23 protein-coding genes are annotated in these 24,093 nt (G+C 69.6%); 9 read left to right on the plus strand and 14 right to left on the minus strand.

Annotation, left to right across the window (positions count from 1 at the left end; genetic code table 11):
* Nucleotides 1–109: 109 nt before the first annotated feature.
* The 7 genes from ACFSC0_RS05230 to ACFSC0_RS05260 all read right to left on the minus strand — a co-directional run bounded on the left by ACFSC0_RS05230 (nucleotide 110) and on the right by ACFSC0_RS05260 (nucleotide 9,323).
* Nucleotides 110–1,048: a glycosyltransferase family 2 protein gene (locus ACFSC0_RS05230; protein ID WP_377282683.1), complete on the minus strand. Its 939-nt coding sequence runs from the start codon at nucleotides 1,046–1,048 to the stop codon at nucleotides 110–112.
* Nucleotides 1,045–3,024, minus strand: a complete 1,980-nt coding sequence (gene thrS, locus ACFSC0_RS05235) for a threonine--tRNA ligase (protein WP_377282682.1) — start codon at nucleotides 3,022–3,024, stop codon at nucleotides 1,045–1,047. The genes ACFSC0_RS05230 and thrS overlap by 4 nt, the downstream gene beginning before the upstream one ends.
* A complete protein-coding gene (gene yidD, locus ACFSC0_RS05240; RefSeq protein ID WP_377282681.1) occupies nucleotides 3,021–3,290 on the minus strand; it encodes a membrane protein insertion efficiency factor YidD in 270 nt (89 codons plus the stop codon). Before yidD ends, thrS begins: the two co-directional genes overlap by 4 nt.
* A 57-nt stretch (nucleotides 3,291–3,347) precedes the next feature.
* Nucleotides 3,348–3,797, minus strand: coding sequence for an iron-sulfur cluster assembly scaffold protein (locus tag ACFSC0_RS05245; RefSeq protein ID WP_377282680.1), 450 nt, complete (start codon nucleotides 3,795–3,797; stop codon nucleotides 3,348–3,350).
* 331 nt (nucleotides 3,798–4,128) lie between these two features.
* Nucleotides 4,129–7,464, minus strand: coding sequence for a glycosyltransferase (locus tag ACFSC0_RS05250; RefSeq protein ID WP_377282679.1), 3,336 nt, complete (start codon nucleotides 7,462–7,464; stop codon nucleotides 4,129–4,131).
* A 459-nt stretch (nucleotides 7,465–7,923) separates the two neighbouring features.
* Nucleotides 7,924–8,871, minus strand: coding sequence for an amidohydrolase family protein (locus ACFSC0_RS05255; RefSeq protein ID WP_377282678.1), 948 nt, complete (start codon nucleotides 8,869–8,871; stop codon nucleotides 7,924–7,926).
* Between the two features lie 128 nt (nucleotides 8,872–8,999).
* The gene (locus ACFSC0_RS05260) at nucleotides 9,000–9,323 is read right to left on the minus strand and encodes a hypothetical protein (RefSeq protein ID WP_377282677.1); all 324 of its coding nucleotides are present in this window, start codon (nucleotides 9,321–9,323) and stop codon (nucleotides 9,000–9,002) included.
* A 172-nt stretch (nucleotides 9,324–9,495) separates the two neighbouring features.
* Between ACFSC0_RS05260 and ACFSC0_RS05265 the strand changes: the two genes are divergently transcribed.
* Together ACFSC0_RS05265 and ACFSC0_RS05270 are read left to right on the plus strand one after the other, a co-directional pair.
* A complete protein-coding gene (locus ACFSC0_RS05265; protein ID WP_377282676.1) occupies nucleotides 9,496–9,834 on the plus strand; it encodes a GIY-YIG nuclease family protein in 339 nt (112 codons plus the stop codon).
* Nucleotides 9,835–10,008: 174 nt separating this feature from the next.
* Entirely contained in the window at nucleotides 10,009–10,167 is a 159-nt protein-coding gene (locus ACFSC0_RS05270; protein WP_377282675.1) for a hypothetical protein, read from the plus strand.
* A gap of 203 nt (nucleotides 10,168–10,370) precedes the next feature.
* On the opposite strand, the gene ACFSC0_RS05275 is transcribed toward ACFSC0_RS05270, so the two are convergent.
* Nucleotides 10,371–10,907: an SRPBCC domain-containing protein gene (locus ACFSC0_RS05275; protein ID WP_377282674.1), complete on the minus strand. Its 537-nt coding sequence runs from the start codon at nucleotides 10,905–10,907 to the stop codon at nucleotides 10,371–10,373.
* Between the two features lie 35 nt (nucleotides 10,908–10,942).
* Nucleotides 10,943–12,319 carry a cysteine--tRNA ligase gene (gene cysS / locus ACFSC0_RS05280; RefSeq protein ID WP_377282673.1) on the minus strand — a complete coding sequence of 459 codons (1,377 nt, stop codon included), beginning with the start codon at nucleotides 12,317–12,319 and terminating at the stop codon, nucleotides 10,943–10,945.
* Between the two features lie 180 nt (nucleotides 12,320–12,499).
* On the opposite strand from cysS, the gene folE reads away from it, so the two are divergent.
* Both folE and hisI read left to right on the plus strand, forming a co-directional pair.
* Nucleotides 12,500–13,129, plus strand: coding sequence for a GTP cyclohydrolase I FolE (gene folE, locus ACFSC0_RS05285; RefSeq protein WP_377282672.1), 630 nt, complete (start codon nucleotides 12,500–12,502; stop codon nucleotides 13,127–13,129).
* 153 nt (nucleotides 13,130–13,282) lie between these two features.
* Nucleotides 13,283–13,675 (plus strand): phosphoribosyl-AMP cyclohydrolase, encoded by a 393-nt coding sequence (gene hisI / locus ACFSC0_RS05290; protein ID WP_377282671.1) that lies wholly within the window; start codon nucleotides 13,283–13,285, stop codon nucleotides 13,673–13,675.
* Between the two features lie 35 nt (nucleotides 13,676–13,710).
* Here the strand turns inward: hisI and ACFSC0_RS05295 are convergent, their stop codons facing one another.
* Both ACFSC0_RS05295 and ACFSC0_RS05300 read right to left on the minus strand, forming a co-directional pair.
* Entirely contained in the window at nucleotides 13,711–15,363 is a 1,653-nt protein-coding gene (locus ACFSC0_RS05295; protein WP_377282670.1) for an alkaline phosphatase D family protein, read from the minus strand.
* A gap of 181 nt (nucleotides 15,364–15,544) precedes the next feature.
* The gene (locus ACFSC0_RS05300) at nucleotides 15,545–16,132 is read right to left on the minus strand and encodes a sigma-70 family RNA polymerase sigma factor (RefSeq protein ID WP_377282669.1); all 588 of its coding nucleotides are present in this window, start codon (nucleotides 16,130–16,132) and stop codon (nucleotides 15,545–15,547) included.
* A 461-nt stretch (nucleotides 16,133–16,593) separates the two neighbouring features.
* Between ACFSC0_RS05300 and ACFSC0_RS05305 the strand changes: the two genes are divergently transcribed.
* Together ACFSC0_RS05305 and ACFSC0_RS05310 are read left to right on the plus strand one after the other, a co-directional pair.
* Complete coding sequence (locus tag ACFSC0_RS05305) at nucleotides 16,594–17,448, plus strand: helix-turn-helix domain-containing protein (protein WP_377282668.1); 855 nt, start codon at nucleotides 16,594–16,596, stop codon at nucleotides 17,446–17,448.
* Nucleotides 17,445–18,458, plus strand: coding sequence for an RluA family pseudouridine synthase (locus ACFSC0_RS05310; protein WP_377282667.1), 1,014 nt, complete (start codon nucleotides 17,445–17,447; stop codon nucleotides 18,456–18,458). The genes ACFSC0_RS05305 and ACFSC0_RS05310 overlap by 4 nt, the downstream gene beginning before the upstream one ends.
* 31 nt (nucleotides 18,459–18,489) lie before the next feature.
* On the opposite strand, the gene ACFSC0_RS05315 is transcribed toward ACFSC0_RS05310, so the two are convergent.
* Complete coding sequence (locus ACFSC0_RS05315; protein WP_377282666.1) at nucleotides 18,490–18,984, minus strand: winged helix-turn-helix transcriptional regulator; 495 nt, start codon at nucleotides 18,982–18,984, stop codon at nucleotides 18,490–18,492.
* 312 nt (nucleotides 18,985–19,296) lie between these two features.
* Between ACFSC0_RS05315 and rpoH the strand changes: the two genes are divergently transcribed.
* Nucleotides 19,297–20,184, plus strand: a complete 888-nt coding sequence (gene rpoH / locus ACFSC0_RS05320) for an RNA polymerase sigma factor RpoH (protein ID WP_377282665.1) — start codon at nucleotides 19,297–19,299, stop codon at nucleotides 20,182–20,184.
* Nucleotides 20,185–20,193: 9 nt separating this feature from the next.
* Here the strand turns inward: rpoH and ACFSC0_RS05325 are convergent, their stop codons facing one another.
* Together ACFSC0_RS05325 and ACFSC0_RS05330 are read right to left on the minus strand one after the other, a co-directional pair.
* Complete coding sequence (locus ACFSC0_RS05325) at nucleotides 20,194–20,961, minus strand: response regulator (protein ID WP_377282664.1); 768 nt, start codon at nucleotides 20,959–20,961, stop codon at nucleotides 20,194–20,196.
* A gap of 198 nt (nucleotides 20,962–21,159) precedes the next feature.
* Nucleotides 21,160–22,449 (minus strand): adenylosuccinate synthase, encoded by a 1,290-nt coding sequence (locus ACFSC0_RS05330; protein WP_377282663.1) that lies wholly within the window; start codon nucleotides 22,447–22,449, stop codon nucleotides 21,160–21,162.
* A gap of 173 nt (nucleotides 22,450–22,622) precedes the next feature.
* Here ACFSC0_RS05330 and ACFSC0_RS05335 point away from each other — a divergent pair, with 173 nt between their 5' ends.
* Nucleotides 22,623–23,042 (plus strand): VOC family protein, encoded by a 420-nt coding sequence (locus tag ACFSC0_RS05335; protein WP_377282662.1) that lies wholly within the window; start codon nucleotides 22,623–22,625, stop codon nucleotides 23,040–23,042.
* A complete protein-coding gene (locus tag ACFSC0_RS05340; protein ID WP_377282661.1) occupies nucleotides 23,039–24,016 on the plus strand; it encodes a threonine ammonia-lyase in 978 nt (325 codons plus the stop codon). The genes ACFSC0_RS05335 and ACFSC0_RS05340 overlap by 4 nt, the downstream gene beginning before the upstream one ends.
* The last annotated feature ends 77 nt before the right edge of the window (nucleotides 24,017–24,093 follow it).

The raw sequence follows: 24,093 nt of genomic DNA on the forward strand, positions 1-24,093 counted from the left end.
GCTCATCCCGCCCGGATCTCAGTCGCTGGAAGAGCTCTCGGATTGGACGCCGTAAGTCTGCGCCCGCCATTCTGGGTCCCGTCCTCCGCTGGGATGAGCGGATAGGGGGCTACGCCGCCCGGCCGCGCAGGCGCCAGACGACCGGCCGCAGCACCGCCGTGCAGACGATGAGCGGCGAGAGCGCCCAGGCGAGCGCGCGTTCGGCGGGCCGCACGCTGCGCTTGCGGAAGTAGCGGGCCAGGCCCAGGCCCTTGTGGAACTCGACCTTCACCGGGCTGGCCTGGCTGGTGTGGCCCAGGTGGATGACCTCGGCCTTGGGGTGGAACAGCACCTGACCGCCGGCCTGGCGCACGCGCCAGCACAGGTCCACGTCCTCCACGTGCAGGAAGTAGCCCTCGTCGAAGCCGCCCACGCTGTCGAAGTCGGTGCGGCGCATGCAGAAGCAGGCGCCGGAGATGGTCGGCACCGGCGCCACCGTCTCGGGGGCGGCCTCGTCCTCCCAGTGCACCTCGTAGCGGCGCCAGCCGGGGACCTTGCGGGCCAGGCGGCTGAGCGAGAGCAGGGCGGTCATCGGGGTGATGTCGCCCCGCCGCGCGCCGCGCTGTTCGGTGCGGTCGGCGTTCAGCACCCGGCCGCCGACGATGCAGGGCGAGGGCCGGCTTTCGGTCTCGCGCACCAGGCTGGCGATGCAGCCCGGCTGCAGGAAGGCGTCGGGGTTGAGGAACACCAGGATGTCGCCGCTGGCCTTGCGCGCGCCGAGGTTGGCGCCGCGCGCAAAGCCGACGTTGCCGTGGCCGGAGATCAGCACCACGCGCCGGTCGCGCTCGGCCAGGCTCTGCAGCCTGGCCGCCTGGCGTCCCGGCGAGCCGTTGTCGACGATGACGAACTCGTCCACCAGCGGGTCGGAGAGCACGCACTGCACGCTCTGCTCGAGCGCCTCGCCGGTCATGTAGACGACCATCACCACCGACACGCGGCGGCGGGGCGACCAGAAGACCGACTCAGGGGCGGGCTCTACGGCGACGATCGGTGCGGCGATGCCGTTCATCCAGCCTCCATGGCCGCGACCGAGGTGCGGCGAGACGACTCCTCGCCTAATGCGCGAATCGCAAGATCAGGCGGACTCGCCTCTATGGCAAGAGTCTTAACGGCCTCGGCAAGAGACAGGATTACCTGACGATCCGACCCGAGGCGCCGCAGCGCAACCTTGCCCTCTTCCGCCTCACGGCGGCCGACGACAGCGATCACCGGCGTCTTCGCCAGGCTGTGCTCGCGGACCTTGTAGTTGATCTTTTCGTTGCGGAGGTCGCTCTCCACGCGAAGCCCAGCCTTTCGGAACGCCTGTACTGCTTCGCGAGCGTAGTCATCGGCGTCTGACGTAATTGTGGCGACCACCACCTGCGTCGGCGCCAGCCACAGCGGGAAGGCGCCCGCATAGTGCTCGATCAGCACGCCCAGGAAGCGTTCCAGCGAGCCGCAGATCGCCCGGTGCAGCATCACCGGCCGGTGCTTGGCCCCATCCTCGCCGATGTAGAAGGCGTCCAGCCGCTCGGGCAGCACGTAGTCGAGCTGCAGCGTGCCGCACTGCCACGTGCGGCCGATGGCGTCCTTCAGGTGGAACTCCAGCTTGGGCCCGTAGAAGGCGCCCTCGTTCTCGATGCGCTCCACCTCGACGCCCGCCGCGTTGGCCGCCCGCTCCAGCGTGTCCTCGGCGATCGTCCACTGCTCGTCCGTGCCGAACCGCTGGTCGGGGCGAAGCGCCAGCTTCACCGCGTGCAGCTCCACGTCCAGGTCCTCGTAGACCTGCTTCAGGAGGCGGATGAAGGCGATCGACTCCGCCTCGATCTGCTCGTCCGTGCAGAAGATGTGCGCATCGTCCTGGCACATCTGGCGCACGCGCAGCAGGCCGTGCAGCGAGCCGGAGGACTCGTTGCGGTGCAGGGCCTCGAACTCCGACAGCCGGATCGGCAGGTCGCGGTACGAACGCTGGCCGTGCTTGAACACCTGCACGTGGCCCGGGCAGTTCATCGGCTTCACGGCCGAGACCGACCCGTCCTCCTCCTCGCAGACGAACATGCTCTCGCGGAACTTGGCCCAGTGGCCGGACTGCTCCCAGAACGTCTTGTCGAGGACCTGGGGCGTCTTCACCTCCTCGTAGCCCTCGGCCTCCATGCGCCGGCGCATGTAGTTCTGCAGCGTCCGGTAGAGCGTCCAGCCCTTCGGGTGCCAGAAGATCATGCCCTTGCCCTCTTCCTGGATGTGGAAGAGGTCCATGGCCTGGCCGAGCTTGCGGTGGTCGCGCTTCTCGGCCTCCTCCAGCCGCTTGATGTAGGCCTCGAGGTCGGCCTCGGAGGCCCAGGCCGTGCCGTAGATGCGCTGCAGCTGGGCGTTGCGGTGGTCGCCCCGCCAGTAGGCCCCGGCCAGCTTCGTCAGCTTGAAGGCCTTGCCGGCGTGCTTCGTGGACGGCAGGTGCGGCCCGCGGCACAGGTCCTTCCACTGGCCCTGGCGGTAGACCGTGATCGTCTCGCCCTCGGGGAAGCCCTCGATGATCTCGGCCTTGTACTTCTCGCCGATCGACTTGAAGTGCTCGATGGCCTCCTCGCGGCTCCAGACCTCGCGCTTGATGGGCTCGTCGCGGTCGACGATCTCCTTCATCCGCTGCTCGATCCTGGCCAGGTCCTCCAGGCTGAACGGCTCGTCGCGGGCGAAGTCGTAATAGAAGCCGTCCTCGATGGAGGGGCCGATCGTCACCTGCGTACCGGGGAACAGCTCCTGCACCGCCTCGGCCATGATGTGGGAGACGTCGTGGCGGATCGTCTCCAGGGCCTCAGGCGCCTCGCGCGTCAGGATCTCGAAGCGGCCGCCCTTCTCCAGGGGCCGGTCGAGGTCCAAGAGCTCGCCGTCCAGCTTGATGAGGATCGCCTTCTTCTCCAGCGACTTGGAGATGGAGGCGGCGATGTCGCGGCCCGTGACGCCGGATTCGTACTGGCGCTTGGAGCCGTCGGGGAAAATCAGCTCGATCATGTCTCACACGTCCATTTCCGCGCCGGGCGCTCGGCCTTGGGGCGCGGCGGGGGCGGCGGGTCGTAGCCGGAACCGCCCCAGGGGTTGCATCGGCACAGCCGCCGGGCGGCGAGATGGGATCCGCGCCAGGGGCCGTGGCTGATCAGGGCCTCGGCGGCGTACTCCGAACAGGTCGGAGCAAAGCGGCACTGGCGCCCGATCAGGGGCGAGAGCGTCAGCTTGTAGGCGCGAAGGGCGCCTGTGACGCAGGTCTCGTAGAGAGTCATGCCGGCTCGCGGACTTGGCGAATAGTCGAGCGCTTAGAGCGCGCGAGGGGCCTCAGATCAAGCCGCGCCGGCGCGGCTAGTTCGCTCCACGGCGCGCCGGACAGCCTCGGCCGCCGCCTCGAACGCCAGCAGCGTCGAGGTATGACGGGCGGGATAATCCTTCACCGGCGCCAGCATGGCCAAATCCGCAAAACGTCCTTCGGGCGGAGCTGCGCCCTCTTTCAACATAGCACGGAACGCATCCCGGGCCATCTCGATCTCCGAGAGCGAGGCCCCCACCACCGCCGCCCCCAGCACCGCCGCCGACGCCTGCCCCAACGCGCAGGCCTTCACGTCCTGCGCAAAGCCCGTGACCACCTCGCCGTCGACCGTCACGTCCACCACCACCCGGCTGCCGCACAGCTTGGACACCTTCTCGGAGCTCGCGTGCGGCGCAGGCAGGCGGCCGACGCGCGGCAGGTTCGCCGCGAGCTTGAGGACCTTCGCCGAGTAGAGGTCGTCGATCATGGGAGATAGGTCGGGGCGGCGGAGGCGGATGTCAAATGGGGGGGGTGAGCACGTGTCGGGCATGCGCCAGGAGCTGACGTTAGCACTTGGCCTAAGAGCGGACCTTCATCCGCTTTGTGGACGCCAACATCAGAGATGCACCAGCTCACCGACGGATCTCCCGTCGTGCCGCCTCACGGTGTCTCAGTTCCAAAGTCGACGGCGCATGAACCCTCGCTGGCTTCTGCGGTGCAGCGCGCCAACTTGGGTGGGGTGCCATGGGCGCGTGAACTCAAGCCTCTATGGATGCTGCCGCGCATTCGCTCGCCCACCGCCTACCTGGGCCAAGCGCCTACCTAAGCGCAGCCAGGAACTCTTCGATGGAGCGTTGCCACGTGCGGCGGGCGCCGAGGTCGGCTTTGAGAGCAGCCGCCCTGCCAAAGGCGGCGTCGCGATCGCTGAGGACGCGATCGATCGCGCGCCTCCATTCTTCGACATCATCGTCATCGCCGGGACCGTCGCCCCCTGTCGTCTCGACGATGACGCGGGCAGCCTCCTCGGGTTTGAGCTCGTCACTTAACATCTGGGCAAGACCGCTCCTGCTGCTGACCAGCGTCGGCGTCCCCATGATGATGGCTTCCAGCCCCACAAGGCCGAAGCCTTCGGCTCGCGATGGCATCAGCACGAGGCTGGATGTTCGAAGCTCGTCCGAGAGGCTTGCTTCATCGGCGGTGTAGGCCCGAACCACGATAGAGAGGCGCGGCGAGACTGCCCAGGCGATCAGCTTCTGGCGAAGGTCGTTCACCTCCTGCGGCTTGGCCCCGCGCACGTAGAACTCTATCTCGGGCAATCCTTTGCCGTACCGGCCTTCCACCACCTGCCCGAGCGCCCGCGCGGCAAGGTCGACGCCCTTGAGGGGATAGTCCTCCATTCGCCCCATCAGCAGCACCTTCCAGGGAGCGCCGGGCGGCGGTCCGGACGCACCTTCCTCCTGCGCGTCGAAACCCGGATCGAACCGGATCGGCGGGCCGTGGGGGTGCAGGTCGCGTGAATAGCGCTCGAACAGCCGAGGGCCGACAGCGATCACTCGGTGGGCGCTCTTCCCAAGCTTGAGTTCGTCTTGGGTTCGCGTCTCCGCTGAGATCCCTGCGGGGATCTCGCGATCCGCTTTGTGCCACTCGATCTCATCCGGCGCCATGTGCACGAAGTGCAGGCGCTTGGCGTCCGGGAAGACGTCGTTCAACCTCAGTGCGGCGGGGCCGGTGATGCGGCCGTGGCCGATGATGAAGTCGGGTGCGTAGTCCGCATGCAGCTCGTCAGGGCGCCGCGCCAGCCATTCCCGTCGCTCGACCCCCGGTGTCCGCTTGGCAGGAATGAGGGTGACGCCTGCGTCGCGGGCCTGCTCGATCTCGGCCGCGCCTGGATCGATGGCAATGCAGGTCACATCCACATCGGCCGCGGCCAGCGCACGGCAAACTTGTCGGTTGAAGGTGCTGAGCCCGCCTTGGCCCGACGCCCACTCGGTGGCGACTGCGAGCACCCTTGTCCGGCTGATGGCCTTGACCGCCGCCGCGGCGCTGCGATGTTGCGGGAGCACGACCGGGCCATGCTGAGGTCGGATGGCGGCAGCCGGGAGGCCGGAAAGCGTCGGGGGCAGGATCGGGAAACTCAGCGCCGGATTAGCCTCGCCTAGCGTCGAGACCCGCGTGTCCCACTCCCACACGAGACGCTTCTCGATCCTGTCGGACGAGCTGGGTGCCGGCCCCTCAAGGTAGACCTCGGCGAGGCTTCGGGCGCGCGCGGTGTCACCGCACCGGAGCGCGACCAGGGCGGCAAGCCAGACGGAGCCAGCCCGACCGACCGACCTGATGCCTCGCGGAAACGCGTCGAGTGCGGCTTGCGCTTGCTCTGGCGCCTCGGCCGCCAGCCAGCAGAAGGCTTCATGCAAAGCCAGGTGCAGGAAGTTCTGATGGACCCGCCGTGCGATCTGCGCCCGTTCGGCGCCGCCGCGCCATTGGCCAGCGCGCTCCATAAGAAGGACGTCGGCCAAGGCAAGTTGAGGCTGCATCCCACCTCGGGCTGTGGCCCAGCCCTGCACACGCCTCAGCGCAGCATCGGTCCCGCTCGCGGCCGCACAGGCGAGCGCTCCTTCCACAAGTCGAGCTGCATTCCCCCGCGCGCGTTCAGCACCCTCCAGGCAAAGCTCGATCGCCTCCTCATCACGGCCGAGATGATTCAGAGCGGCGGCCATGACCTGATAGACCGCGTACAGACTCTTGGCGGGGTTGACCGCCTGGATGGCTTCCGGTCCCAGGGCTACGACGGCTTGGGGGCCCTGCAGTCCATACGCAAGCTGAAGACGCAGGACCCACGGATCGGAAAAGTCTGCGCCCACCGTGGCGCGTCCGGCGTGAACCCGCGCGCGGATTAGGTCATCCGCACCACCACGAACTTGCAGGAGTCTCGCCAAGTAGAATTCGGCGGCCGGGGAGCCGGGCCCCTCCAGGACCAACTCCAGCAGCGAAATCTGCGCGTCCCGTTCCGGAGCGCTCGACGGTGGCCTTGTCGTGAAATGGAATCGTCGGTCGATCCAGGAGCGGATCGTGTCGAGCGCGGCCCTCAGATCACCCGGCGCGGCGGCGGCTAGCAGATGGTGGCGAGCGCCGGCAAGGTTCCGCGCGAGCGCCGCTTCGTCTGCGGATGAATCCGGCGGGGCGAGCCTGGCGGCGTACCATTGGCCCGCTGTTAAATGGGCGGCGCGATAAGCCTGTTCGTGTCCCGCGAAGCGGGGCAGTTCCACCTCGCGCACAATGGGGTGCACCTGGCGCAGCGCGCGCCTCTGCTCGAGCAGGAACCGCTCGGCAATCTCGGCTAGCAAGGGCGTAACGGGGCCGAGATGGCTGCCGACCGCTTGGATCAACCCCAGGGGCGCGGGTTCTGGCAGGATGGTGAGTTCGCGCAACAGCGCGCTTGCTGCATTGGACAAGCCCTGGCGGGCCCGCGTCAGCAGGCTGCGCTCTATGTCGTTGGCCAACTCCTCGTCCGTGAGCCCCTCTGAAACGACTTGGGGAGGCCCTATCAGCTCGTCCAGGTCGTGATCGCGCAACAGATTGCCGAGCAGGCGCAACGCGCGGGGATTCCGACCGAACCGCCGCGCCACCTCCTCATGCCGGGCTTCGGGCAAACGGTCGCGGGCGTCGCCCATACCGATCGCCTCGACAACGATCCTGACCGCATCGCTCACCTCGTCGGGGGGTTCGAGACGCGCGATGTGGAATGGCTCGCTCCACAGCGGGTCGACGGACCGATTGGAGACCAGCCACAAGGCGCCTCCGTCCGCGGGCCGCCGCGCGAGCTTGCCGAACTGGTCAGCGAAGGGCTCGATGGGCGCCGGCGATTGGGGCTGGAGAAGGCGCTGGAACTCGTCGATGACGACGAGCCCTCCACGACGAAAAACGGCGCGCAGGCCTGTGGCGAGATTTGGCGAGGAGCCCACCACCTCGGCCAGTGTCGTCTCGCTTATGTCCCGCAGGGCCGCGCCCAGGTCCCCCAGAAGTTCGCGCTCCAAATCCGTCGGCTGGGCCGGAACGTCGATCTGGACCGCGACGATGTTCGCCTCGCCTGCGCGAGCGACCAGGGGCGTGATGACGCGGTCGGTCTTGCCGACCCCGGAAACGCCGATGAGCATCGCGGCGGAGCGACCCTGCCCACGCCAAGCGTCCCAGAGGCCCTCAGCGACCGCCCGGCGCCCTTGCCCGTCGAGATTTGCAAGATCGGCCAGGTTGTCCCCCTCCCCTACGCAACAGCAGAGTTTCAGATGGCCCCGCAGCTTGCAAGCAAGCCGCCGCCCAGCGACGTCGCGGCCTACCGCCGTAGGAGGCGCTCTCCGGTAGCGACCAGGTGAGGTCTGGGCCAACGCTCCTGGCGGGTTCGTCCACGCCCGCCCAACTCAAAAGGGCTCGGCCCGTAAAGCTTGAACATGGTTCGTTGGGTCAGCTCTCATGGTCCGCTAGCCGCGGGAGCGGGGCTTGAGAGGGTCTCAACTGAGTCAGCTCCAGCGGCACTGGATTTACTTTCCAGAACCCCTCCGACGAGCGGACCTTCCGAAGGTCAGGGATGAGTCAGCAGCGCCCCTATGAGGATGTTGCTACCCCACCCCCAACACCCTCGCCGCATTCCCGCCCATCCACTTCGCCCGCACGCTCTCCTTCAGCGGCAGCTCGGCCGTCTCCGCCACCAGCTGCGCCAGCGGCACCGCCTGCGTGCCCCACCCCGACCCGAAGATCACCTTGTCCTGGAGGTTGCGGGCTCCGTAGTAGATCAGGGCTTCGTAGCCGGCGCCGGGGGCGAGCATGTGCTTCACGCGGCGGCAGGCGAAGTCGATCCAGATGTTTTTGTGGCGCGAGGCGATGGCGCAGGTCTCGGCGACCCAGGGCCAGCCGGTCAGGGCCGCCACGATGCGCAGCTCCGGAAAGCGGATGGCGACCTCGTCCAGGTATCTGGGGTGTGCCAGGTCGTAGGCGCGGTCGGAGAGCAGGTGCATGCCGGCGGTGATCCGCACGGGGATGTCGAGCTCCACGCACGTGGCCAGGAAGGGCCAGTAGGCCGGATCGTTGATCCGCCGGTTCTCGCGGTAGCAGGAGACCTCGAAGCCGCGGCAGCCGAGCTCGCGCACGCCGTGCTCCAGGGCCGCTGCGCCCGCCTCGCCCTCGTCGCCCCAGATGCGGAACCAGGGGATCAGGCGATCCGGGTATTCGGCGGCGAAGCGGGCGACGTCCTCGTTGGAGGCCCGGCGCCCCGCGTTGCCGATGCAGGCCATGGAAACGCCGGCGCCGTCCAGCATGGCGATGACGTCCTGGTGGCTCATGGCCCGGGCCATGTCCTTCTCGCACAGCTCCAAAGCCAGGGCGGTGAGGCCGCGGGCGGCCTTGGCGTCGTTGAACTCCTCCAGGCTCATGCCCAGCTGGGCGGCCCAGCCGGGGGCCATCATCTGGGCGTAGCCTTCCTTGTCGAAGCCGCGCCCCTGCTGGATCAGCCGGACGGTGTCCTCCACCGCCTCGCGGGTGGGGGTGTCGCATTCGAAGTCGATGATCATGGGGCGGGCCTGGCTGAGGTCTGCGGGAAGGCCGCACAGCCTAGCCGACTCGCGCAGCGCCCGCCCCCCGCCGCGCCGATGCTGCGCCTCCCGGGGCCTTCGCGGCCGCCGGGAGGCGCGGCGGGGGGCTAGTCCCGCTTCTCCACCGTGGTGGTGTGGGAGCCGACGCCGGGGACGGTGACGGTGGTCGACTCCTTGGTGGTGGTCCCGCCGGGCGGGTCGACGTCGACGTCCGGCGGATTGATGTTCACGTCGGGCGGATCGATCTTCACGTCCGGCGTCGTGTCGGGCTGGACGACGGTGACGTTGTCCGGCGGGTTGATGGTGACGTCGGCGTCCGAGCCGCTCGCCTCGGCCGACCGGGCCGGCTCCTCGGCGGTGTTCTGCTGGCAGGCCGACAGGGCGCCGGCGAGCGCCAGCGTCGCGGCCGCCCCAAGGATCAAGGTGCGCAAGTTCGCTTTCCTCCGGCGCGCGCCTTTCGCGCGGAGGCCCATCCTCCGCGCTGCCGCGGGCGCCTTGGCGCTAAACGTCGAGCCAGGGTGAAGTTCCCTCGCGGCCGCGCCGCCGGCTATTTACCCGGGTGATATGTTGCGCTATTTCCATCCGGGTAAATAGGAGCCCGCCATGGACAGGCCCAACCGCAAGGCGCTGGTCGCCGCCTACAAGGAGAAGAAGACGGTCGCCGGCGTCTACGCGGTGATCTGCAACGCCACCGGCCAGGCCTGGGTCGGGCAGAGCCGGCACATCGACACCCAGCAGAACGGGCTGTGGTTCACCCTGCGGCTGGGCAGCTGCCGCACGCCCACGCTGCAGGCGGCCTGGCGCGAGCACGGCGAGGCCGAGTTCCGCTACGAGCAGCTGGACCGGCTGGCCGACGACCTCTCCGACTTCGCGCGGGCCGACGAGCTGAAGAAGCGGGCGGCGATGTGGATCGCGCGGCTGCAGGCGACGCCGCTGGCCTGACCTGCGATCGTCACGCAACCGCCACATAAGCGCGGCTTTTGGGCAACACCGCGAACCTTTGCAGTCCTGCAGAGCCAGTATGCGAAAACGCCGATTGTGGACGCCCGGGCGGGTCCATATCTGAGCCATCCGACGCGCCGCTGGGGCGCGAATCAGACCTCAAGGACCACCGCCGTGCCGGCCCCCTCGCCCGTCGCTTCCGCTCCGTCCGCCCGCGCCAAGCGGCGGACCCTCGCCAACTCGCCGAACCGTCGGCGCGAGGTGATGCGCGTGGCCGTCTGGGTGCTCTTCGCCGGCGGCGCCAGCGTGATCGTCCCCTACCTGGTGCTCTGACCTCCAGCGCCCCGAGACCCTGCGCCGTGCGCGGGTCAGTCGACCGCCAAGACCGCCAAGACCGCCAAGGCTGCGGAGCAGCCAAGCGAACCTTTACAACCCGGCGTCCTTTGATGGCGCGCGCGCGCACGCGCTTCGAGTCCTTGGCGGTCTTGGCGGTCTTGGCGGTCCCCGATCCAATGTCGGGAGAAGGCGCCGCCGCCCTAGCCGCCGCGGCGTTCGCGCCAGCGGGCTTCGGCTTCGGCTTTCAGGGCTTCGCCGTGGGCGGTGAAGCCGAGTCGCAGGGGGCGGCGGTGCTTCCTCAGGTGCAGGCTGGTCAGCATGCCCTGGGCGAAGATCTCGCCGGTGGAGACGATGCAGGCCGCCTCGCTGAGCTGTTCGATCTCCACGTAGCGGATCGACTTCACCCACCCGCCCAGGGCGGCGTTGCGCAGGTGCAGCTGCTCCAGCGGCACCCATTCCATCACCTGGAAGGTCGCCGGCCGCTCGGGCAGGCCGGGCAGGATCTCGGTGGTGAGCAGCCGCCCGCCGATGCGGATCTCGCCTTCCGCGCCCTTGTGGAGCGGGTTCCAGCGGGACCAGCCGGCCAGGTCGTAGATCAGCTCCCAGATCACCTCGGGCGGCGCCTGCACGCCTATGCGGTGCTCGACCTTCACCGGGATGGGGCCGGCGGTGGCCTTCATCTTGGCGGCGGCCTGCTTGCGGCCGCTCAAGGTGCTGACGGGGGGCGCGAGAGCCATGGGACGGGCGTAACTCCTTCAGTCTTCCCGCATAGTTAGGTGCGCACCCGCCAGGTCGCACCTGCCGGGCCGTCCATCACCTCCACATTCAGCGCGGCCAGCTCGTCGCGGATGCGGTCCGCTTCGGGCCAGTCCTTGGCGGCGCGGGCGGCGGCGCGGGCGGCGATCAGCGCCTCCACCCGGGCCTTGAGCGCCGGGTCGGCGCCGCCCTGGAACCAGGCCTCCGGGTCGGCCTGCAGGAAGCCGGCGAGCGCGCCGGCGGCCAGCAGCTGGCCCTTGGCCCGGGCCCGGCGGTCGGGATCGCCGGTCTCCAGCTCGGAGGCCAGGGCGAACAGCTCGGCGAAGGCCTGCGGCGTGTTGAGGTCGTCGTGCAGGGCGGCCAGGAAGGCGTGCGAAGGCTCGGCCGTCGACGGGGTCACATCGGCGGCCCGGCGCAGGGCGCCGTAGAGCCGGTCCAGCGACTTCTTCGACTGCTCGATCAGTTCGCCGCTCCACTCCATCGGCTGGCGGTAGTGGCCGACGAGCAGCGCCCAGCGGATCGCCTCGCCGGGGACCTTGGTCACCAGGTCGTGGACCAGCACCACGTTGCCCAGCGACTTGCTCATCTTCTCTTCGCCGAAGTTGAGGAAGCCGTTGTGCATCCAGTAGTTGGCGTAGCCGTGGGCGTGGCTGCCGCACATGCCCTGGGCCAGCTCGTTCTCGTGGTGCGGGAAGACCAGGTCGATGCCGCCGCCGTGGATGTCGATGGGCAGGCCGAGCGTCTGCTCGATCATCGCCGAGCATTCGATGTGCCAGCCAGGCCGGCCAGGCCCCCAGGGGCTGTCCCACACCGGCTCGCCGGGCTTGGACGGCTTCCACAGGACGAAGTCGGCGGGATGGGACTTGTAGGGCGCCACGTCCACGCGGGCGCCGGCGATCATCTCGTCCATCGGCCGGCCGGACAGCTTGCCGTAGTCGGTGAAGGCCTGGGTGTTGAAGAGGACGTGTCCTTCGGCGGCGTAGGCGGCGTTGCTGCGCACCAGCCGTTCGATGAAGTCGACGATGGCCGCCATGGTCTGGGTGGCCCGGGGCTGGAAGGTCGGCCGATGGGCCCCCAGCACGCTCATGTCGGCGTTGTAGGCGGCCAGGTAGCGGTCGGTGATGACCTCGATCGGCACCCCCTCCTCGATGGCCTTCTGGTTGATCTTGTCGTCCACGTCCGTGACGTTGGCCGCGTAGAGCACGGCGTCCTCGCCGTAGAGATGGCGCAGGACGCGGAACAACAGGTCGAAGACCACCACCGGCCGGGCGTTGCCGATGTGGGCGTAGTTGTAGACCGTCGGCCCGCAGACATACATCGTCACCCGCGCAGGATCGGCCGGGACGAAGGGGCGCTTCTCGCGCGCCATGGTGTCGTAGAGGGTGAGGGTCATTTCCAGCTGACGCGGCGTGACTGTTGCCCGGATGCGGGTTGGCCCCATATACAGAGCGCCCGGCGGTCAGGCCACGGGGGCCTGCACTTCAGTATCCTGCACCGCCGCAGGAGGGTGGCACGCGTAATTTCCGGGGCCTTCGTCCCGGCGCAACTCAGCCCTCAGGGAAGCTTGCCGTACATGGACGCCATGAGCCGCGACCGTAAATCGATCGGCGTCGCCGACGATCTGGAGCCTGTCCGCCGCCCGAGCCGCGAGGAGGCCATGGAGGCCGTCCGCACGCTGATCGCCTGGGCCGGCGACGACCCCCGCCGCGAAGGCGTGCTGGATACGCCCAAGCGGGTGGTCGACGCCTACGCCGAGTGGTTCGAGGGCTACGCCGCCGATCCGGCCAAGGAGCTCTCCCGCACCTTCGAGGACGTGCAGGGCTACGACGACATCGTCATGCTGCGCGAGATCGAGGTGGAGAGCCACTGCGAGCACCACATGGCGCCGTTCCTGGGCAAGGCTTTCGTCGCCTACATGCCGACCAACCGGGTCGTCGGCATCTCCAAGATCGCCCGGGTGGTGGAGATCTTCTCCCGCCGCCTGCAGACCCAGGAGACCATGACCCAGCAGATCGCCGATGCGATCACCGATTCCCTGCGCCCGGCCGGCGTCGCCGTGCTGATCGACGCGGCCCACCAGTGCATGACCACCCGCGGCGTCCACCACCGGCACGTCTCGACCATCACCACCCAGTTCACCGGCGTCTTCAAGACCGACGCCTCCCTGCGCCAGCGGTTCCTGGACTTCGTGAACCGGCGCTAGCGAGACCTCTCCCCGCATGCGGGGAGAGGGTAGGGTGAGGGGCCTGCTGACTCTCCGCCGCGACGGCGCCGCCGGTCCTCCCTCACCCTACCCTCTCCCTCCGCTCGCGGAGGGAGAGGTCGATCGGCACAGGCCGTGAGATAGACCCTCGCCATGCCCCCCTTCCCCACCGCTCCCGACAAGCACGCCCTCGAGCGCGGCGAGATCCTCGCCCCGAAGTTCGACGCCAACGGCCTGATCTGCGCGGTGACGACGCACGCCCAGAGCGGCGAGGTGCTGATGGTCGGCTGGATGAACGCCGAGGCGCTGCAGGCCACGCTGGACACCGGCGACGTGCACTACTTCAGCCGCTCGCGCGGCGAGCTCTGGCGCAAGGGCGACACCAGCGGCCAGGTGCAGAAGGTCGTCGAGATCCGCATCGACTGCGACCAGGACGCGGTCTGGGTGAAGTGCCTGCCGCAGGGCGACGGCGGCGCCTGCCACGTCGGCTTCCGCTCCTGCTTCTACCGGGTCGTGGAGGACGGCAAGCTCGTCGAGCGGCCCTGACTTTTTCCCTCCCCTTCAGGGGAGGGAAGAAGGCGCTAGGCCTCGGTCAGTCCCGACACGCCGTCCGGCCCGGGCGTGGCGCGGTAGCGCTTCACCACCTTCGTGTCGAACGCCTTGTCGTGGATGGTCGAGACAGCGACGAACTCGGCGAGGGCGGCCTCGCGGGTGAGGGTGAGCAGGGTGAAGCCCTTGGCGCTCTGGTCGGTGAACAGGACCTCCTGGTTCGCCGCCTCGAACATCTGGGCGACGGGGACCTCCTTCACCGCATCGCCGCCGCCGGGGCTGGTGATGGACGTCGTCCCGAACTCCACCGCGGCCCGGCGGCCGCCGTCGGTGTGGACTTCGTTGGCCCAGAAGGCGTGGGAATCGCCGGTCAGGACGACGGTGTTGGCCTTCGCCGCCGTCAGCCGCTGCAGCAGCGTCTCGCGGGCGGCCGGATAGCCGTCCCACATGTCCAGGCCGTAGGGCAGGCCGAGGCGCGCGAGGCGGGAGATGCGCAGCGCCCGCGACTTCACGCCCGGCGCGGCCCTGCCCAGCTCCTCGATCTTCGCCTCGCCGACCATGGCCATCATGTCGGGCGGATGGATGCGGGCCATCAGCACCTGGTTGCCGAGCACCTGCCAGACCGGGCCGGGCCGGGCGGCCTCGGCGGCGATCCAGTCGAGCTGCTCCTCGCTCATCAGCCGCCGCTGCGGGTCGGCGAGCCTGGTCTTGAAAGCGGCGACTTCGGCCTCGCCGGCGCTGACGGGCAGGTCCTTCAGGTAGTTGAGCGGTTCGTCGCGGGCGGCGAGCCGGGTCTCGACCATGATCAGGTTGGCCACGTCGCCGAACCGGAAGCTGCGCCAGGCCGCATCCAGCGGGCGGCCCTTCGCCGGCTCGCGGATCGGCATCCATTCGAAGTAGGCCTTCAGCGCCGCGGCCTTGCGGCTGGCCCAGTCGCCCTCCCCCTCCTGGTGGTTCTCGGCGCCGGCGGTGTAGCTGTCGTTGGCGCTCTCGTGGTCGTCCCAGACGACGATCCAGGGGGCGCGGGCGTGGGCGGCCTGGAGCTGGGGGTCGGACTTGTACTGGGCGTGGCGGCGCCGGTAGTCGTCCAGCGAGATGATCTCCCGGTTGGGCTCGTGCAGGCGCTCCGCGGCCACCGGCGAATCCATCCCGTAGCTGCCGGGCCCGCCGTACTCGTAGATGTAGTCGCCCAGGTGCAGCACCGCGTCCACGCGCGGCGCGTCGGCGATGGCCTGGTAGGCGTTGAAGTAGCCGTTCGGGAACAGCGAGCACGAGGCGACCGCCAGCACCACGTCCCTGGTCGGCCCGTCGGGCAGGGTCCGGGTGCGGCCCTCCGGCGAGGCCGCGCCGGCCGCTTCGAAGCGGTAGCGGTACTCGCGTCCGGGCTGGAGGCCGGCCACGTCCACCTTGACGGTGTAGTCCCGATCCGGGCCGGTCCGGCCGGCGCCCGAGCGGCCGCGTCCCCCGTCCACGGGGTCGATGCGCCACCGGTAGTCGATCGCCCCGCCAGCGCCCTGGAGCGGCGTGATCCGCGTCCACAGCACCACCCTGTCCTGCAGGGGATCGCCCGAGGCCACGCCGTGCCGGAATGCGACAGGTCCGCTGCGGCCTTGCGCCTGCGCGGCGGCGGGCGCGCCGGCCGAGACGCCGAGCAGCGCCAGGAGTTGTCTGCGATGGATGGTCATGCCCCAGCCTCCCCCGATCGGCCTTCGCCCTTAGGGGCAGTTCACGACAGGCGCGTGTCGCGTGTCGAGGGCTGGTTTTGGGAGATGAGCGGCGCGGGGGGTTGCGCAACGCCTGAAAAAGCGGCGCCGGCGGGCCTGGGGCGCCGCCGGCGGACTGGAGTGCTCAGATTGGGGAGTCGGATCAGGCGACGTTCGGGGCCGCGGCGATCGGCGGGCGAACCAGGCTCGCGCCGCGGACGCCGGTCCCGGCGCGGGCGTTCTTCTCGGCCCGGCGGCGGGCCTTCGGCAGGTCGATGTCGACCATCTCGGCCAGCTGCTCGCGGGCGCGGTTCACGCGGCTCTTCATGGTGCCGACCGGGCAGCCGGCGATCTCGGCCGCGTCCTCGTAGGACAGTCCCGCGGCGACGACCATCAGCAGCGCGTCACGGGCGTCCTGGGTCAGGTCCTCGAGGGCGCCCAGGAGTTCCGAATACTGCAGCCGCCATTCCTGGTCCGGCGCGCAGGAAAGCCGCGCGGCGAACTTGCCTTCCACGTCCTGCACCGTGTTCCGGCGGGCGACCGCGGCGGTGTAGAAGGTGTTGCGCAAAATCTTGCAAACCCAAGCCTTTAGGTTGCTGCCCTCCTGGAAGCTGTCGCGGAAGCGCCAGGCCCGGACGAGGGCGTCCTGCACCAGGTCGTCGGCCTCCGCGGCCGACCCGGTCAGGGCCATGGCATAGCCCCGCAGCCGGGGCATCAACGCGACCAACTCCGTCTTGAACTTATCCGCCATCTGCCTCTCCCCAATCCCAAAATGAGCCGCGTTCACTCAGCGAGCGAACCCGACCTTCAACAAAGGCGCCGGAGCGCCTCCGACGGCTCGACCGGGATCGGCGGGGGCGGTCAGAGCCATCGCCGCGGCGACGCCCGCGACAGCGATGGAAAGGACCAGCGTCTTCATGAGACACCCCTGAGCCCGACGAACCTTGTTCGTTAATGAGAGGTTTATGGAGCGCCGCCCTGAACGTGCAGTTGCAGCGACGCTCGGCGACGTGCGCAAGCGTTGCAGAGGGCCAAGCAACCTGTGCGTATCGCGGCGCAACCGGTTGCACGGGGGTTGCAGGCGAGCTTGCGCAGTTTTACAACGGTTGCATGCAACGGTTGCATCCGGATTCAGATTTGGGGGCGGGACGTCGGATGACCGCACCGGATTCCTTTCCCGCGAAGCTCGACCTTGTTTTGAAGGCACTTTCGATGAGCCGCGGCCGGCTGGCCGCCGACCTGGGCGTCGACAAATCGCTGGTCGGCCGCTGGTGCTCGGGCGCGGTGACGCCGTCGGCCCATAACCTCGAGAACCTGACGAAGCTGATCGCCAGCAAGCAGGCCGGCTTCACCATGCTCGACTGGGACCGCGACCTGGCGGGCCTGGCCCACGTCTTCGGCATCGAGCCGCCCGCGACCGTCACCTATGCGCCCGCCGCCCAGCCGGCCGCCGGCGGCCTGCCGCTGCCGGGGCTGGACCTGGTGCGGATGGTCACCGAGCGCCGCGCGGCGACCTACGAGGGATTCTGGCGCACCACCCGCCCCTCGATCGCCATGCCGGGCCGGTTCTTCCACGACTACGGCATGATCCGCAAAGGCCCGGACGGCTTGCTCTCGTTCAAGATGGGCGGCTCGGGCCTGCTGTTCGACGGCTGGCTGCTGCCGGTCGAGGGCCAGCTGTTCGCCATCCTGTTCGACACCGTCGGCCAGACGCCGGTGTTCCTGATCTTCAACGGCGTCTCGCTGCACCGGGCCGCCCAGCTCGACGGCCTGATCCTGGCGGCGGCCCTGAACGCGGCGCGCACGCCGTCGGCCTACCCGGTGATTATGGAGCGGATCGGCGACCTGACGGGCGACAAGGAGGCCGACGACGAGCACTGCGCCGACCTTCTGGCCTCCGATCCGGCCGCGCCGGACGAGACCTTGCCCGACGACGTCCGCCGCCACCTGATCCGCGACATCGGGCCGAAGGCGGTCGAGGCCGGCGTCGGCGAGCTGTTCCTGCTGTCCAGCTGGGCCAACAGCATGTCCAAGGGCCTCAGCGCCGGCGGACACCTGCAGGGTTGATCGAGCCTCCAGCTCCCGAAATCGAGGACGACGACGTCGAGCCGGCCGATGCGGCCGTGCGCGTCGTCGAGCTGACGGCCGCGGACGCCGGCGAGCGGCTCGACAAGGCGCTGGCCGCCAGCCTGCCGGAGCTGTCGCGCGCCCGCATCCAGGCGCTGATCGCCGAAGGCCGGGTGAGCCGCGACGGCCAGACACTCGGGAACGCTTCCGGCAAGGCCGCACCGGGCGCCTACAGGATCCTGATCCCCGCCGCCGTCCCGGCCGACCCGCAGCCGGAGGCGATCCCGCTGGCGGTGCTGTTCGAGGACAAGCACCTCATCGTCGTCGACAAGCCGGCCGGCATGGCCGTGCACCCCGCGCCCGGCAGCGAGAGCGGGACCCTGGTCAACGCGCTGCTGCACCACTGCGGCGACAGCCTTTCGGGGATCGGCGGCGTGGCCCGCCCCGGGATCGTGCACCGGATCGACAAGGAGACCTCCGGGGTGCTGGCGGTCGCCAAGACCGACACGGCCCACCAGGGCCTCGCCAGGCTGTTCGCCGCCCACGACATCGAGCGGCTCTACATCGCCTTCACCCGCGGCGCGCCGCACCCGGCCCGCGGGCGCATCGACGGCGCCATCGCCCGCTCGACCCACGACCGCAAGAAGATGGCCATCGTCCGGAGCGGCGGCCGGGCCGCCGTCACCCACTACGTCGTGGAGCGCGCCTTCGGGCCGGCCGAGAAGCCGCTGGCTGCGCGCCTCGCCTGCCGGCTGGAGACCGGCCGCACCCACCAGATCCGCGTCCACCTGGCCAGCAAGGGCGCCCCCTGCCTGGGCGATCCGGTCTACGGCTCCGGCCAGCCGGCCGCCGCGATCCGCGAGGCCATCGCCGCCGCCGGCCTGTCGCGCCAGGCCCTGCACGCCGCGGTGCTGGGCTTCGTCCACCCGGTGACCGGCGAGCGGCTCACCTTCGAGAGCCCCCTTCCCGCCGACCTGGCGACGCTGGAGCGCGGGCTGGAGGCGCTCTGACCCTGCTTTCCCTCCTCTTCAGGGGAAGGCGTCAGCCGGCCCGAGCCGCGACCTCCTCGTAGGCCGCCTGCAGCTCCTCGCGCACGGTGGGCCCGGGGTTGGCGGGCGCGCCCAGGTGTTCGGCGCGGAGCTCGTCCATGAACCGGTCCCAGAGCTTGGGCCCGCCTTCCTCGAGCAGCTGGGCGCGGATGCTGAGCTCGTCGCTGACCGGCCGGTGGCGGCGGCCCCAGGCGCCCATCTGGGCGAACACCGGGACGAGCTGGATGGCCGCCTCGGTCAGGCTGTAGATGGCCTTCTGCTTGTGGCTGGGATCATCGGCGCGGGTCAGCAACCCGGCGTCCATCAGCCGCTTCAGCCGGTCGGCCAGGATGTTCGACGCGATGCCCTCTTCCGAGCGGGTGAGCAGCTCGCGGAAGCGCCGCCGGCCGCCGAACATCATGTCGCGGATCACCAGCAGGCTCCACCGGTCGCCCAGCACCTCGAGGGTGAGATTGATCGGGCAGCCCGATCGGTTGGCGGCGTTCATGGCTCACCAGTTGCAAAACCTAATCGGTCCACCATATAGTCGTCTGCTTGCGGGTCGCAAGCGCTGGGAGAGAGCAGCGCCCTGCAAGCTTTACTGCGGTCCCGTTGAGAAACGCTCGCCTTGAAGGCGCCCTCATCGGACTGTAGTAAATACCTGAGCGAAGAAGTCGGATATCGCCGCCGCCGCCCTCCCCCATCGCGTGCGGCCATACGTCACCCGCAACCAAGGACCCTCCCCCCTGGTTGGGGGGGCGGACGGTCCACGCGGCGACACCAGCGGCTAGCGATGTCCGGAAGCATGAGGGGATAGACCATGGCTGCCAGCTTGCCAGTGGTGATGTCGCCGGAAGGCGGCCTCAGCCGATATCTGAACGAAATCCGCAAGTTCCCCATGCTTGCGAAGGACGAGGAGTTCATGCTGGCCAAGCGATGGCGCGAGCATGAGGACCCCGAGGCCGCCCACCGGCTCGTCACTAGCCACCTGCGGCTGGTCGCCAAGATCGCCATGGGCTACCGCGGCTACGGCCTGCCGATCGGGGAAGTGATCTCCGAGGGCAATGTGGGCCTGATGCAGGCGGTGAAGAAGTTCGACCCGGACAAGGGCTTCCGCCTGGCGACCTACGCCATGTGGTGGATCCGGGCCTCGATCCAGGAATACATCCTCAGGTCCTGGAGCCTGGTGAAGATGGGGACCACCGCGGCGCAGAAGAAGCTGTTCTTCAACCTGCGCAAGGCCAAGAGCGAGATCAGCGCCCTGGAGGAAGGCGACCTTCGCCCCGAACAGGTCCGCCAGATCGCCACCAAGCTCGGCGTGCTCGACGAGGAAGTGATCTCCATGAACCGGCGCCTCTCCGGCCCGGACGCCTCGCTGAACGCGCCGCTGCGCTCGGACTCGGAAAGCGAGTGGCAGGACTGGCTGCAGGACGACGTCACGCCCAGCCAGGAGAGCGTGCTGGCCGAGACCGAGGAGCGCTCGCTGCGCATGGGCCTGCTCGAGGAGGCGATGGCCGAGCTCACCGACCGGGAGCGGCACATCCTCACCGAACGCCGGCTGAAGGACGACCCGACGACGCTCGAGGAGCTCGCCTCGCAGTACGGCGTCTCGCGCGAGCGGGTTCGCCAGATCGAGGTCCGCGCCTTCGAGAAGCTGCAGAAGTCGATGCGCGCCGCCGCCGAAGAGCGGAACCTGGTCGACGCGTAAGGGGGCGGCTCAGGCCGCCTTCATCGCCTGGCGCGGAGCCGGCTCGCCCGGAGCCAGCTTGAGCAGTTCGCCGACGACGGCCGAGAGCGCCTGCGCGTTCTCGGCCGTGATCGTCTGAACGGCCCGCAGGTATTTCTGGAGCTCGCCGGCGGCGCGGGCCAGCCGAACGTCCTTCAACGCCACCGCCGCCTCGTAGAGATCGTCGGCCTGGACGCGCATCGAGCGCAGCGCCTGGTTCGGGTCGCCCGACATGGCGAGGCTCGCCGATTTCAGGATCTTGAACGCCTGGGCGAGCTTGGCCGCCTCCGGCGTCTCGCTCACATCCGCCTTGCGCTTGCGGCGCCCGGCGTACTCGCCCGAATTGAACCGGCGCCGGTCGGGCCCGACGTAGGCCACCGCCTCGACCCAGGGACGCGGCTTGAGCGCCACGGCCTCGAGCCGGCGGAGCAGGTCCTTGCTGGTGTAGGGCTTGCGGAGGAACTCGTGGGCGCCGGCGTCCCGCGCAGCGATGATCGACTGGGCCGTCGCCGTGGCCGTGGTGACGATCACCGGAACCTTGCGGCAGGCGAACTCGGACCTGCGCAGCTGGCGCGTCAGCTCGACGCCGTCGAGACCGGGCCCGCTCAGCTCGACGAAGACAGCCTGCGGCATCACCGACTGAAGGAGTTCGATCGCCTTCTGCCGCGTGGGCGCGATCCACACCTCGCAGGCGTAGAGGTTGCGGAGCGCATCGGCGAGCATTCTGGCGCCCGCCGGCTGCGGGTCGATGATGAGCACCTTCTGCAACGCCTGCGCGACGCGCTGAAGGATTTTGTCGCCCTCGCTGAGCATCGGCCACAACCTCGAATAACCGAGCCCATACTCGCACTTACACGGTAAACGATCCGTGTTCCGCCGGCCGCCGTCGCAGGTCGACGGGCCGCGGCCCGGCGCCGACGATGCTCGCCGCGCCGGACCGCATCTGGACCGTCGCCATCAGTCCTGGAACGGATCGCGCATGACGATGGTGTCGTCCCGGTCCGGGCTGGTGGAGAGCAGCACGACGGGGGCGCCCACCAGCTCCTCGATCCGGCGGACGTACTTGACCGCCTGGGCGGGCAGGTCCTTCCACGAGCGGGCCCCGTGGGTCGCGCCCTTCCAGCCCTCCAGCTCCTCGTAGACCGGCTCGCAGGCGGCCTGTTCCTTCAGGCCGGCCGGCAGGTAGTCGATGACCTCGCCGTTGAGCCGGTAGCCGGTGCAGACCTTGAGGGTGTCGAACCCGTCGAGGATGTCGAGCTTGGTCAGCACCACGCCTTCGATGCCGCCGACGGCGATCGACTGGCGCACCAGCACCGCGTCGAACCAGCCGCAACGGCGCTTGCGCCCGGTGACGGTGCCGAACTCGTTGCCGCGGGTGCCGATCAGCTCGCCGGTCGCGTCGTGCAGCTCGGTCGGGAACGGGCCCTCGCCCACCCGGGTGGTGTAGGCCTTGACGATCCCGAGCACGAAGCCGCCGGCCGAGGGGCCGACGCCGGAACCGGCCGCCGCCTGGCCGGCGACGGTGTTGGACGAGGTGACGTACGGATAGGTGCCGTGGTCGACGTCCAGCAGGGTGGCCTGGGCGCCTTCGAACAGCACCCGCTTGCCGTCCTTCACCGCCTGTCCGAGGATCCGCCAGGCCGGCTTGACGTAGGGCAGGACCTTGGGGGCGATCTCGCTGAGCTGGGCCATCAGCTGCTCAGGCGTGGCGGGCGGCAGGCCCAAGCCCGCCCGGAGCGCGCCGTGGTGGGCCAGCAGCCGCTCGATCTTGACCTCCAGCGCCTCCTTGTCGGCCAGGTCGGCGAAGCGGATCGCCCGGCGTCCGACCTTGTCCTCGTAGGCCGGGCCGATGCCCCGGCCGGTGGTGCCGATCTTGGCGGCGCCGGCCCGCGCTTCGCGGGCGGCGTCGAGGTCGCGGTGCAGCGGCAGCACAATGGTGGCGTTGTCGGCCACCACCAGCAGCTCGGGCGAGATCGCCAGCCCCTGCGCCTTGGCCCGCTCGATCTCGTCCAGCAGCGACCAGGGATCGACCACGACGCCGTTGCCGATGATCGACAGCTTGCCCTGCACGAGGCCCGACGGCAGCAGGCTCAGCTTGTAGGTGGAGTTGCCGACGACGATGGTGTGGCCGGCGTTGTTGCCGCCCTGGAAGCGGACGACGACCTCGGCCCGGTTGGCCAGCCAGTCGATGACCTTGCCCTTGCCTTCGTCGCCCCACTGGCCGCCGATGACGGTGACATTACCCATAGATACGATCTCCCAGCCTGCCGGGCGGGTCTGACCCCGCCCTTCGACAGGCGCTCGGCGGGGGGACGTGAGATCGGTTGTGGCCGGGGCGCGGCGCGCCCGCACGGCGGCGCCCTTTTCCTCGCGCAGGGGCGCCTCGTCAACCCCCTTGCGGACGGCTAAGACCTTTGACGATGCCCCGTCCGCGTTTCCACCTCGCCTTTCCGGTCCGCGATCTGGCCGAAGCCCGCGCCTTCTACGGCGGCCTGTTGAGCTGCCCCGAGGGCCGCTCCAGCGGCCAATGGATCGACTTCGACTTCTACGGCCACCAGATCGTCGCCCACCTGGCGCCGCAGGAGGCCGGCCACCGCTCAACCAACGCCGTCGACGGCGAGGACGTGCCGGTGCGCCACTTCGGCGTGATCCTGCCGATGAAGGACTGGCGGGCCTTGGCCGACCGGCTGGAGCGGGCGGGCGTGCAGTTCGTCATTCCGCCGCAGATCCGCTTCCAGGGACAGCCCGGCGAGCAGGCGACCCTGTTCTTCCTCGACCCCTCCGGAAACGCCCTGGAATTCAAAGCCTTCGCCCGCGACGAGATGGTGTTCGCCCGATGAGCGTGTCGTTTGTCGAGATCGGCGCGGCGGCGGCCCGCCTGGAGGGCCAGGCGGTGCACACGCCTTTGATCCACAGCCCGGCCCTGGACGAGCGGCTGGGCGCCAAGGTGCTGATCAAGCCCGAGACGATGCAGCGGGTCGGGGCCTTCAAGTTCCGCGGCGCCTACAACCGGATGGTCCAGCTGTCGACGGAGGAGCGGGCGCGCGGCGTCGTCGCCTTCTCCTCCGGCAACCATGCCCAGGGCGTGGCGCTGGCCGCCCGCCTGCTTGGGATCCCGGCGCTGATCGTCATGCCGTCGGACGCGCCGAAGGTGAAGGTGGAGGCGACGAAGGGCTACGGCGCCGAGGTGCGCTTCTACGACCGGATGACCGAGAGCCGCGAGGCTATCGCCGCCGAGGTCGCCGCCGATCGCGGCTCGACCATCGTCCCGGCCTTCGACGACGAGCATGTGATCGCAGGGCAAGGCACCGTCGGGCTGGAACTGGTGCGCCAGGCCGAGGCGATGCGCGAGGCGCTCGACCTGGTCGTCTGTCCCGTCGGCGGCGGAGGGCTGATCTCCGGCTGCTCGGTGGCCATCAAGACCCTGTCCCCACAGACGCAGATCTTCGGCGTCGAGCCCGAGGCCTACGATGACACCCGCCGCTCGCTGGCGGCCGGCGAGCGGGTGACGATCAAGCCGCAGGTCCGCTCGCTGTGCGACGCCCTGGAGAGCCCGGCGCCCGGCGAACTCACCTTCCCCATCATCAAGCGCTGCCTGGCCGGCGTCGTGGCCGTCAGCGACGCCGAAGTCGCCGAGGCGATGCGCCTGGCGTTCGCGATGCTAAAGCTGGTCGTCGAGCCCGGCGGCTGCGTGGGCCTGGCCGCCCTCCTCGCCGGCAAGCTCGACGCCCGGGGCAAGACCGTCGGCCTGATCCTCTCCGGCGGCAACGTGGATCCGGAGCTGTTCGCCAGGGTGGTTCAGGGCGAACTCTAAACCACCGTTATCCCGGCCGAAGCGCAGCCGAGAGCCGGGACAAAGACTCCGTGCGCGGCGCCGCCGGGGACCCGGAT

The organism is Phenylobacterium terrae, assembly GCF_042681205.1.
GTDB lineage: Bacteria > Pseudomonadota > Alphaproteobacteria > Caulobacterales > Caulobacteraceae > Phenylobacterium > Phenylobacterium terrae.